At 74.2% G+C, this 11,826-nt stretch carries 8 protein-coding genes; all 8 read left to right on the top strand.

The genetic code is table 11. From position 1 onward, the window contains the following. The first annotated feature begins 91 nt into the window (after positions 1–91). From M2266_RS08545 to cobM, 8 genes are read left to right on the top strand one after another with little or no spacing between them, the layout of a single operon-like run. A complete protein-coding gene (locus tag M2266_RS08545; protein ID WP_277437625.1) occupies positions 92–1,051 on the top strand; it encodes a cobalamin biosynthesis protein in 960 nt (319 codons plus the stop codon). Beyond that, positions 1,048–2,607, top strand: coding sequence for a cobyric acid synthase (locus tag M2266_RS08550; RefSeq protein WP_277437626.1), 1,560 nt, complete (start codon positions 1,048–1,050; stop codon positions 2,605–2,607). Before M2266_RS08545 ends, M2266_RS08550 begins: the two co-directional genes overlap by 4 nt. A gap of 50 nt (positions 2,608–2,657) precedes the next feature. Continuing rightward, a complete protein-coding gene (gene cobN / locus M2266_RS08555) occupies positions 2,658–6,305 on the top strand; it encodes a cobaltochelatase subunit CobN (RefSeq protein ID WP_277437627.1) in 3,648 nt (1,215 codons plus the stop codon). Next, on the top strand, positions 6,302–8,296 hold the full coding sequence (locus M2266_RS08560) for a putative cobaltochelatase (protein ID WP_277437628.1): 1,995 nt from the start codon (positions 6,302–6,304) through the stop codon (positions 8,294–8,296). Before cobN ends, M2266_RS08560 begins: the two co-directional genes overlap by 4 nt. Continuing rightward, positions 8,296–8,892: a cob(I)yrinic acid a,c-diamide adenosyltransferase gene (cobO, locus tag M2266_RS08565; RefSeq protein ID WP_277437629.1), complete on the top strand. Its 597-nt coding sequence runs from the start codon at positions 8,296–8,298 to the stop codon at positions 8,890–8,892. The genes M2266_RS08560 and cobO overlap by 1 nt, the downstream gene beginning before the upstream one ends. Beyond that, positions 8,889–10,253, top strand: a complete 1,365-nt coding sequence (locus tag M2266_RS08570; protein ID WP_277437630.1) for a cobyrinate a,c-diamide synthase — start codon at positions 8,889–8,891, stop codon at positions 10,251–10,253. The genes cobO and M2266_RS08570 overlap by 4 nt, the downstream gene beginning before the upstream one ends. Further along, complete coding sequence (gene cobI / locus M2266_RS08575) at positions 10,250–10,978, top strand: precorrin-2 C(20)-methyltransferase (protein ID WP_277437631.1); 729 nt, start codon at positions 10,250–10,252, stop codon at positions 10,976–10,978. Before M2266_RS08570 ends, cobI begins: the two co-directional genes overlap by 4 nt. Then, the gene (gene cobM / locus M2266_RS08580; RefSeq protein WP_277437632.1) at positions 10,975–11,775 is read left to right on the top strand and encodes a precorrin-4 C(11)-methyltransferase; all 801 of its coding nucleotides are present in this window, start codon (positions 10,975–10,977) and stop codon (positions 11,773–11,775) included. Before cobI ends, cobM begins: the two co-directional genes overlap by 4 nt. Positions 11,776–11,826: the final 51 nt, after the last annotated feature.

Below are 11,826 nucleotides of genomic sequence, written 5' to 3' on the forward strand. Positions count from 1 at the left end.
TGAGTGAGGACTCCTGCCATGCCCGGCCGCCGTCGTACTCCACCGGATTCCCAGGCCCTGTCCCGTCGAGGCGTGACGGCGGGCTGACGCCGTGCGAGCCGGACACGCCTTCGCGTGCGGCGCCGCCCTCGGCCACCTCGTCGACCTGATCGCGGGCGATCCACGCCGCGGCCACCCGGTCGCCGGCTTCGGACGTGCCGCGGCCGCCGCCGAACGCCACCTGTGGCGCGACCACCGCGGCAGCGGCGCGCTCTGGACGGCGCTGTGCGCGGGCGGCGCGACCGCCGCCGCCGCGCTGGCCGCCCGCGCCGTACGCCCCTCCCCCGCCGCCACCGCCGCCCTGACCGCGGCCGTCACCTGGTCGGTGCTGGGCGGCGCCTCGCTGGGCCGCGAAGCGCTGGCCATCGGTTCCGCGCTGGAGGCCGGCGACCTCGAAGCCGCCCGCGAGCGGCTGCCGAACCTGTGCGGCCGCGACCCGCAGGCCCTGGACGCCGCGCAGATCGCGCGGGCCGTCGTGGAGTCCGTCGCCGAGAACACCTCGGACGCGGTCGTCGGCGCCCTGGTGTGGGGCGCGGCGGCGGGCGTGCCGGGGCTCGTCGGCTTCCGCGCCGTCAACACCCTGGACGCGATGGCCGGCCACAAGTCGCCGCGCCACCGCCGGTTCGGCTGGGCCGCCGCCCGCCTCGACGACGTCGCGGGCTGGCCCGGCGCCCGGCTGACCGCCGTCCTGGCCACGCTCGCCGGCCCCGACCCGCGCGGCGCGCTGCGCGTCTGGCGCGCGGACGCCGCCGGCCACCCCAGCCCCAACGCGGGCCCCGTGGAAGCCTCCTTCGCCGGCGCGCTGGGCGTCCGGCTCGGCGGCACGCTCGCCTACGCCGGCCGCGTGGAGCACCGCGCCGTGCTCGGCGCGGCCAACCGGCCGCCCGAGGTCGCCGACATCGCCCGCGCCGTACGGCTCTCGCGCCGGGTCGGCGCGCTGGCGCTGGCGGTCTGCGTGGGCGGCCGACTGGCCGCCACCGCGCTGTCGTCCGTTGAGGAAGGATCCCGATGAGCGGTACTCGCGGCGCGAGCCGTACCGGCGGAGGGCTGCTGGTCGCCGGGACCACGTCCGACGCGGGCAAGAGCGTCGTCACGGCGGGCATCTGCCGCTGGCTGGTCCGGCAGGGCGTGAAGGTCGCGCCCTTCAAGGCGCAGAACATGTCGCTCAACTCGTTCGTCACGCGCGAGGGCGCGGAGATCGGCCGGGCGCAGGCCATGCAGGCGCAGGCGGCGCGGGTCGAGCCGACGGCGCTGATGAACCCGGTGCTGCTCAAACCCGGCAGCGACAGCAGCAGCCAGGTCGTGCTGCTCGGCAAGCCGGTGGGAGAGATGAGCGCCCGCGGGTACCACGGAGGGAAGCAGTCCACACTGCTCCCCGTCGTCGTGGAGTGCCTGGCCGAACTGCGGGGCACGTATGACGCGGTGATCTGTGAAGGGGCGGGCAGTCCGGCCGAGATCAACCTGCGGCACAACGACATCGTGAACATGGGCCTGGCGCGCGCGGCACGGCTGCCGGTCGTGGTGGTCGGCGACATCGACCGGGGCGGCGTCTTCGCCTCGTTCTTCGGCACGACGGCGCTGCTGAGCCCCGGGGACCAGGAGTTGCTCTGCGGCTACCTCGTCAACAAGTTCCGCGGCGACGTCTCGCTGCTGGAGCCCGGCCTGGACATGCTGCGCGGGCTGACCGGCCGGTCGGTGTACGGGGTGCTGCCGTTCGCGCACGGACTGGGCATCGACGAGGAGGACGGGCTGCGGGTCTCGATGCGCGGCGCCGTGCGCGAGTCGGTCGTCGCGCCCCCGCACGGCGAGGACCTCCTACGGGTCGCGGTCGTCGCCGTGCCGCTGATGTCGAACTTCACGGACGTCGACGCGCTGGCCGCCGAGCCCGGCGTCGTCGTGCGCTTCGTCGACCGGCCCCAGGAACTGGCCGACGCCGACCTGGTGGTGCTGCCCGGCACCCGGGGCACCGTCAGGGCGCTGGCCTGGCTGCGCGAGCGCGGGCTCGCCGACGCGATCGTCCGTCGGGCGGCGGAAGGCCGTCCGGTGCTGGGCATCTGCGGCGGCTACCAGATCCTCGGCGAGAGCATCGAGGACGACATCGAGTCGCGCGTCGGCCGGGTCGACGGGCTCGGACTGCTGCCCGTCCGCGTCCGGTTCGCGGCGGAGAAGACCCTGGCCAGGCCGGTCGGCGAGGCGCTCGGCGAACCGGTCGAGGGGTACGAGATCCACCACGGGGTCGCCGAAGTGCTGGGCGGCGACGGGCCCTTCATGACGGACGACGACGGCCGGGCGCTGGACGGCTGCCGGGCAGGCGCCGTCTGGGGCACCCACTGGCACGGCTCGCTGGAGAGCGACGGCTTCCGCCGCGCCTTCCTGCGCCGGATCGCCGACCAGGCGGGACGCCGTTTCGTCCCCGCCCCCGACACCTCCTTCGGGGCGCTGCGCGAGGAACAGCTCGACCGCCTCGGCGACCTGATCGAAGAACACGCGGACACCGCCGCGCTCATGCGGCTCATCGAGGACGGCGCACCCGCCGGCCTCCCCTTCGTCCCGCCAGGGATGCCATGAACACGAATCCCGCCAGGGATGCCGTGCACACGACTTGCTCCGGGGGCACCGTGACCACCGTTCTGCTTCTGTCCACCGCCGACACGGACCTGCTGGCGGCCCGCGCCTCCGGTGCGGAGTACCGGATCGGCAACCCGACCCGGATCTCCCCCGAGGAGCTGGCCGCGCTGACCGAGGGCGCGGACATCGCCGTCGTGCGCCTGCTCGGCGGCAAGCGCGCCTGGGAGGACGGACTCGCGGCGCTGCGCACGTCCGGCATCCCGACGGTGCTGCTCGGCGGGGAGTCGGTACCGGACGCCGAACTCATGGCGGAGTCCTCCGTTCCGGCGGGCGTCGTCGCGGAGGCGCTGCGCTACCTGGTCGAGGGCGGTTCGGCGAACCTGGTGGAGCTGGCCCGCTTCCTGTCGGACACCGTGCTGCTGACCGGCGAGGGCTTCGAACCCCCCGCCGCCATGCCGCAGTACGGGACGCACGGCGCGTACCCGTTCACCGAGGGCCGCCCGACCGTCGGTGTGCTCTTCTACCGCGCCCACGAACTGTCCGGGAACACCGGCTTCGTGGACACGCTCTGCGCCGCGATCGAGGCGAAGGGCGCCAACGCGCTGCCGGTGTACTGCGGGACGCTGCGCGGCGCCGACGACGGCCTGTACGCGCTGCTCGGCCGGGCGGACGCGCTGGTCGCGACCGTCCTGGCGTCCGGCGGCACCCGCGCCTCCGACGCCTCGGCGGGCGGGGACGACGAGGCCTGGGACATCGGCGCGCTCGCCGACCTGGACATCCCGGTCCTCCAGGGCCTGTGCCTGACGTCGTCCCGCGCGGCCTGGGAGGCCTCCGACGCGGCCCTGTCCCCGATGGACGCGGCGATGCAGGTGGCGATCCCGGAGTTCGACGGCCGGCTGATCACCGTCCCCTTCTCGTTCAAGGAGACCGGCGAGGGCGACGTGCCGGTCTACGTCGCCGACCCCGAGCGCGCCGCGCGCGTCGCCGGGATCGCGGTCCGGCACGCCGTGCTCAAGCACAAGCCGAACGCGGAGAAGAAGCTCGCGGTCGTCTTCACCGCGTACCCCACCAAGCACTCGCGGGTCGGCAACGCCGTCGGCCTCGACACCCCCGCTTCGGCGGTGGGCCTGCTGGACGCGCTGCGCGGCGCCGGATACGCCGTCGACGGCTACCCCTCGGAGGGCGACGAGCTGATCCACCGGCTGATCGCCGCGGGCGGCCACGACGTCGAGTGGCTCACCGAGGAGCAGCTGTCCGCCGCCCCCGCCCGGGTCCCGCTCGCCGACTACCAGCGGTGGTTCGCGACGCTCGACCCCGAGCTGCGCGCCGGGATGCTGGAGCACTGGGGCGAGCCGCCGGGCACCCTCTACCTCGACGGTGAGGACATCGTCCTGGCGTCCCTGCGGTTCGGGAACGTCGTGGTGATGATCCAGCCGCCGCGCGGTTTCGGGGAGAACCCGATCGCGATCTACCACGACCCGGACATGCCGCCCTCGCACCACTACCTGGCGGCCTACCGTTGGCTCGACCAGACCTTCGGCGCCGACGCGATCGTCCACATGGGCAAGCACGGCACCATGGAGTGGCTGCCCGGCAAGGGCCTCGGCCTGTCGGCGGGGTGCGCGCCGGACGCGGTGCTCGGCGAACTGCCGCTCGTCTACCCGTTCATCGTCAACGACCCGGGCGAGGGCACCCAGGCCAAGCGGCGCGGCCACGCGACCGTGGTCGACCACCTGGTGCCGCCGATGGCGCGCGCCGACACGTACGGCGACCTCGCCAAGCTGGAACAGCTTCTGGACGAGTACGCGCTCGTCTCGGACCTGGACCCGGCGAAGACCCCGGCCGTCCGCAGCCAGATCTGGACGCTGGTGCGGGCCGCCGAGCTCCACCACGACCTGCACGTGGACGACCAGCCCGACGAGGACGCCTTCGACGAGTTCGTCATGCACATCGACGGCTGGCTCTGCGAGATCAAGGACGTGCAGATCCGCGACGGTCTGCACATCCTGGGCGGCGGCCCCGTCGGCGAGGCCCGCGTCAACCTGGTCCTGGCCATCCTGCGCTCCTCCCAGGTGTGGGGCGGCGTCGGTGCCGCCCTGCCCGGTCTGCGAGCCGCGATGGCCGAGGCGTTCGGCCTCGACGAGAAGGCGCTGCTGGCCGAGCCCGGCGCCCGGGTCACGGTGCCGGCCGCGCTGACCGCGCTCGCGGACGGGCCCGCGCGGACCGCCGCCGACGCCGTCGACCTGCTGGAGACGCTCGCGCGGCGGCTGGCCGGGGCGATGGAGGAGGCGGGCTGGAGCCGGGCGGCGGTGCCCGCGATCGTCCGGGACGTGCTGGGCACGGAGGTGGCCGACGCCGTCCGGATCCTGGAGTTCGCCGCCGAGGAGGTGGTGCCCCGCCTGGCGCGCACCACCGACGAGATCGACAACATCCTGCGCGCGCTGCGCGGCGGCTACGTGCCGGCCGGTCCTTCCGGGTCCCCGACCCGCGGCCTGGTCAACGTCCTGCCGACCGGCCGCAACTTCTACTCCGTCGACCCCAAGGCCATCCCGTCCCGGCTCGCCTGGGACGTCGGCACGGCGCTGGCCGACTCGCTGCTGGCGCGGCACCTCGCCGACACCGGCGCGTACCCCAAGTCCGTCGGCCTGACGGTGTGGGGCACGTCCTGCATGCGCACCCAGGGCGACGACATCGCGGAGATCCTCGCCCTGCTGGGCTGCCGCCCGGTCTGGGACGACGCGTCGCGCCGGGTGACGGGCTTCGAGGTGGTGGGCCTGGAGGAGTTGGGCCGCCCGCGCATCGACGTGACGGTCCGCATCTCCGGCTTCTTCCGGGACGCCTTCCCGCACGTCATCCAGCTCCTCGACGACGCCGTCCAGGCCGTCGCCGAACTCGACGAGCCCGCCGAGTCCAACTACGTCCGCGCGCACGCCGACGAGGACACCGCGGAACACGGCGACCGCCGCCGGGCGACGGCCCGCATCTTCGGCTCCAAGCCGGGCGCCTACGGGGCGGGTCTGCTGCCGCTGATCGACGCCCGCAACTGGCGCTCGGACGCCGACCTCGCCGAGGTCTACGCGGTCTGGGGCGGCTACGCGTACGGGCGCGGCCTGGGCGGGCGGGCGGCGCGCGGGGACATGGAGCAGGCGTTCCGCCGCATCCAGGTCGCCGCGAAGAACGTCGACACCCGTGAGCACGACATCGTCGACGCCGACGACTACTTCCAGTACCACGGCGGCATGGTGGCGATGACGCGCCACCTGACGGGCGTCTCCCCCGCCGCCTACGTCGGCGACAGCGCCACCACCGACCAGGTCAAGACCCGCACGCTGGGCGAGGAAACCCACCGCGTCTTCCGCGCCCGGGTCGTCAACCCCCGTTGGATGGCCGCGATGCGCCGGCACGGCTACAAGGGCGCCTTCGAGATGGCCGCCACCGTCGACTACCTCTTCGGCTACGACGCGACGGCGGGCGTCGTGGACGACTGGATGTACCAGCGCCTCGCGGCGGAGTACGTGTTCGACAAGGAGAACCAGGACTTCATGAAGAAGTCCAACCCCTGGGCCTTGCGCGGCATCACGGAACGGCTCCTGGAAGCCGCCGACCGGCAGCTGTGGGCCGAACCCGACCCGGAGACCCTGGACCGGCTCCGCGAGATCTATCTGCAGCTCGAAGGCGACCTGGAAGGCGACTCATGAGCACCCCTTACCCGTTCACCGCGATCGTCGGGATGACCGACCTGCGGCTCGCGCTGCTGCTCAACGCCGTGTCGCCGGCGGTCGGCGGGGTGCTCGTGCGCGGCGAGAAGGGCACCGCCAAGTCCACGGCCGTGCGGGCGCTCTCCTCGCTGCTGCCGGACGTCGCCGTCGTCGCCGGGTGCCGGTTCAGTTGCGATCCGGCGGCGCCGGACCCGGCGTGCCCGGACGGGCCGCACGCGGGCGGTGCGGGCACCGCCCGCGCGGCGCGGATGGTGGAGTTGCCGGTCGGGGCGTCGGAGGACCGGCTGGTCGGTTCGCTGGACATCGAACGCGCCCTGTCAGAGGGCAAGAAGTCGTTCGAGCCGGGGCTGCTGGCCGACGCGCACCGCGGTGTCCTCTACGTCGACGAGGTCAACCTGCTCCACGACCACCTGGTCGACCTGCTGCTGGACGCCGCCGCCATGGGCGCCTCCTACGTCGAGCGCGAGGGCGTCTCCGTACGGCACGCCGCCCGCTTCCTGCTCGTCGGCACCATGAACCCGGAGGAGGGCGAGCTGCGCCCGCAGCTCCTCGACCGGTTCGGGCTGACGGTGGAGGTCGCGGCGTCCCGCGAGACGGACGAGCGCGTCGAGGTCGTGCGCCGCCGGCTCGCGTACGACGAGGACCCGGCGGCGTTCGCCGGGAAGTGGGCCGGCGACGAGGACGAGCTGCGCGCGCGGATCGTGGCGGCGCGGGCGCTGCTGCCGTCCGTGGTGCTCGGGGACCGGGCGCTGCGCCAGATCGCGGCGACCTGCGCGGCGTTCGAGGTCGACGGGATGCGCGCGGACATCGTGATGGCGCGTACCGCGACCGCGCTGGCGGCGTGGGACGGGCGGACCGAGGTCATCGCGGAGGACGTCCGGCAGGCGGCGCTGCTGGCGCTGCCGCACCGGCGGCGCCGCAACCCCTTCGACGCGCCGGGCCTCGACGAGTCGAAGCTCGACGACACGCTGGAGCAGAACAGCGGCGGCTCCGACCCGGAGGACGACCCGGATCCGGAGGGGCCGGACGACGGCGGCGGGCAGCCGCCGGAGGGTGGTCCCGAGGGCGGCCGGGACGACGGGCCGCAGGACGCCGCTTCCGACTCCTCGGAGCAGCCGCAGGGTGGGGCGGCGGGCGGCGGCGAGCAGAGTGCCGCTCCGGCCGGCGATCCGTTCAAGACCAAGGCGTTCACCATCCCCGGCATGGGCGAGGGCGCGGCCGGCCGCCGGTCTCGCGCGCGGACGGCGCACGGCAGGACGACCAGCGCTCGCCGCCCGCAGGGCCAGTTGACGAAGCTGCATCTGGCGGCCACGGTGCACGCGGCGGCCCCGCACCAGCGGGCGCGCGGGCGCAGCGGCCCCGGGCTGGTGATCCGGAAGGACGATCTGCGGCAGGCGGTGCGGGAGGGGAAGGAGTCGAATCTGGTGCTGTTCGTCGTGGACGCCTCCGGCTCCATGGCCGCCCGGCAGCGGATGACCGCCGTCAAGGGCGCTGTCCTGTCGCTGCTGATGGACGCGTACCAGCGGCGCGACAAGATCGGGATGATCACCTTCCGTGGCGCCGACGCCGAACTGGCGCTGCCGCCGACGTCGTCGGTCGAGGCGGGCGCCGCGCGGCTGCAGGTGCTGCCGACGGGTGGCAGGACGCCGTTGGCGGCCGGACTGCTGAAGGCGCGCGAGGTGCTACGGATCGAGCGGCTGCGGGACGCGTCCCGCCGGCCGCTGCTGGTCGTGGTGACGGACGGCCGGGCGACCGGCGGACCCGAGCCCGTGCAGCTCGCCTCGCGGGCGGCGCGGCTGCTCAACGCCGAGGGTGTGGCGTCGGTCGTCGTCGACTGCGAGTCGGGCCCCGTGCGGCTCGGCCTCGCGGGCGCGCTCGCCGCCGACCTGGCGGGGACCGCCGTGACGTTGGAGGAACTGCGCGCGGACACCGTGTCCGCGCTCGTACGGGATGTGCGGAGGGCCGCGTAATGCCGCAGGGACAGCCGAGCAGCGTGCCGGACGACGGGCTCACGACGCGCCAGCGCCGCAACCGGCCGCTGACGATCGTGCACACCGGCATCGGCAAGGGGAAGTCGACGGCCGCCTTCGGGCTCGCGCTGCGCGCGTGGAACCAGGGCTGGCCGATCGGGGTGTTCCAGTTCGTCAAGTCGGCGAAGTGGAAGGTCGGCGAGGAACGGGCGCTGCGCGTGCTCGGCGATTCCGGCGAGGGCGGCACCGTCGCCTGGCACAAGATGGGCGAGGGCTGGTCCTGGGTGCAGCGCGACATCGCCGACAGCGAGGAGGCGGCGCGCGAGGGCTGGGAGCAGGTCAAGCGGGACCTGGCCGCCGAGACCTACCAGCTGTACGTGCTCGACGAGTTCGCGTACCCGATGCACTGGGGCTGGGTGGACACCGACGAGGTGATCCAGGTGCTGAACGACCGGCCCGGGACCCAGCACGTGGTCATCACCGGCCGCAACGCGCCGGAGAAGCTGGTCGGCGCCGCCGACCTCGTCACCGACATGTCCAAGGTCAAGCACCCGATGGACGCGGGGCAGAAGGGCCAGAGGGGCATCGAGTGGTGACGTCCGTCCCCCGTCTGGTCATCGCCGCGCCCTCGTCGGGCAGCGGCAAGACCACCGTGGCCACCGGGCTGATGGCGGCCTTCACCGGGTCCGGCCTCGCCGTGTCCCCGCACAAGGTCGGCCCCGACTACATCGACCCGGGCTACCACGCGCTGGCCACCGGCCGCCCGGGGCGGAACCTCGATGCCTTCCTGTGCGGGCCCGATCTCGTCGCCCCGCTCTTCCTGCACGGTGTCGCCGGAACGGACCTGGCGGTCGTCGAGGGCGTCATGGGCCTGTACGACGGGGCCGCCGGGCAGGGTGAACTGGCGTCGACCGCGCATGTGGCGAAGCTGCTGCGCGCGCCGGTGGTGCTGGTCGTCGACGCGTCGTCGCAGTCCCGCTCGGTGGCCGCGCTGGTGCACGGCTTCGCGTCCTGGGACCCGGAGGTGCGCCTCGCGGGCGTCATCCTCAACAAGGTCGGCTCCGACCGCCACGAGGCTCTCCTGCGCGAAGCGCTGGACGAGTCCGGCGTCCCGGTCCTCGGCGCCCTGCGCCGAGCCGAGCAGGTGGCTACGCCGTCGAGGCATCTGGGATTGGTCCCGGTCGCCGAACGCAGCGCCGACGCGGTCGCGGCGGTCCGCGCGATGGCGGCCCAGGTCCGCGAGGGCTGCGACATGGACGCGCTGCTGGCGCTGGCGCGCAGCGCCCCGGCGTTGGACGCGCAGCCGTGGGACCCTGCGGGGCTCTTCCCCGGGGTCGGGGAGACGCCCCGCCGCGGGCGCCCGGTGATCGCCGTCGCGGGCGGGCCCGCGTTCACGTTCTCGTACGCGGAGCACGCGGAACTGCTGACGGCCGCCGGCGCGGAGGTCGTGACCTTCGACCCGCTCCGGGACGAAGCCCTCCCCGACCACGCCGCCGGCCTGGTGATCGGCGGCGGCTTCCCGGAGGTGTACGCGCCCGAGCTCTCGGCCAACGAGCCGCTGCGCAAGGCCGTGGCGGCGCTCGCCGAGTCGGGGGCACCGGTCGCCGCCGAGTGCGCGGGGCTGCTCTATCTGGCGCGGGAGCTGGAGGGCAGACCGATGTGCGGGGTGCTCGACGCGACCGCGCGGATGTCGGAGCGGCTGACGCTCGGATATCGCGAGGCGGTGGCGGTCTCGGACAGCGTTCTGGCGGAGGTCGGAACGCGGGTGCGCGGACACGAGTTCCACCGCACGGTCGTCGAACCGGGCGCGGGCGCCACGCCCGCGTGGGGGGTGACGCGGCCGGAGCGCCGCGTCGAAGGATTCGTCCACGGGGGCGTGCACGCCTCGTATCTGCATGTGCACTGGGCCGCCGTTCCGAGCGTGGCCCGAAGACTGGTGGAGAGGTGTGCGACATGAGCGGTCGGCTGATCGGGGTCGGGGTGGGCCCCGGCGATCCGGAGCTGGTGACCGTCAAGGGGGTGAACGCCCTGCGGGCGGCGGCGGTCGTGGTCGTCCCCGTCATGGACACCCTCGAACGCGGCAGGGCCGAGGCGACCGTGCTGCACTACGTGGAGCAGGCGAAGATCATCAGGATCGTGTTCGCGCTCAATGAGCGGACCGACCGGGCCCGGCGCGAGGCCGCGTGGGACGCGGCGGGCGAGCAGGTGGCCGAGCTGCTGCGCACGCACGGCACGGTGGCGTTCGCGACGATCGGCGACCCCAACGTCTACTCGACGTTCACGTATCTCGCGCTGACCGTCGGGGAGCTGGTCGCCGGCGTCGCCGTCGAGACCATCCCCGGCATCACCGCAATGCAGGACCTGGCCGCGCGCAGCGGCGCCGTGCTGGCCGAGGGGACCGAGCCGCTGACGCTCGTGCCCGTCACCGCCGGGTCGGCGGTGCTGAAGGAGGCCCTGGAGGGTCCCGGCACCGTCGTGGCGTACAAGTTCGGACGGCTGGCGGCGGAGGTCGCGACCGCGTTGCGCGAGACCGGCAGGACCGAGGGCGCCGTGTGGGGTTCCGCGCTCGGGCTGCCCGAGGAGTCGATCCGGCCCGCCGCCGAGCTGCTCGAAGGCCCGCTCCCCTATCTCTCGACACTGATCGCGCCCGCTCGCCGGGACACCCGTGGAGGCAAGCTGTGACCGGCAAGGTGACCATCGTGGGGGCGGGGCCCGGCGCCGCCGACCTGTTGACGTTCCGGGCGGCCCGCGCCATCGCCGCCGCCGACATCGTCATCTGGGCGGCGAGCCTGGTGCAGGCGGAGGTGCTGGAGCACGCCCGTGAGGGCGCGGAGATCCTGGACTCGGCGACGATGTCGCTGGAGGACGTCGTCGCGGTCTACGAGCGGGCGCAGGCCGAGGACCTGAAGGTGGCGCGGATCCACTCCGGCGACCCGGCCCTGTGGGGCGGCACCCAGGAGCAGGTCGACCGGCTCGACGGGCTCGGCATCGAGGTCGAGATCGTTCCGGGCGTCTCGTCCTTCTCCGCGGTCGCGGCGATCGCGCAGCGCGAGCTGACGATCCCCGAGGTCGCGCAGTCCGTGATCCTGACCCGGCTGGGCGGCGGCAAGACGCCGATGCCGCCGGGCGAGGAGGTACGGGAGTTCGCCCGGCACGGCACGACGATGGCGCTGTTCCTGTCGGCCGCCCGGTCGGGCCAGCTGGTCACGGAGCTGCTGGAGGGCGGCTATCCGACGGAGACGCCGGTGGTGATCGCCCACCAGGCGACCTGGCCGGAGGAGCTGGTGCTGCGCTGCACGATCGCGACGCTCGAGGAGACGGTCAAGGAGCACAAGCTCTGGAAGCACACCCTCTTCCTCGTCGGCCCCGCGCTCGCGGCGTCCGGCACCCGCTCGCACCTGTACCACCCGGGGCACTTCCACGGTTTCCGCCGGGCCGACCCGGTGGCCCGGCGCGCGTTGCGCGAGTCCAAGGCGTAAACCGCCCGCGCCCCCGACCGCACCGAAGCAACCCCCGCAGCAACCCCCGAC

Origin of the sequence: Streptomyces sp. SPB162, from assembly GCF_029504575.1 — a bacterium.
Taxonomy (GTDB): Bacteria; Actinomycetota; Actinomycetes; order Streptomycetales; family Streptomycetaceae; genus Actinacidiphila.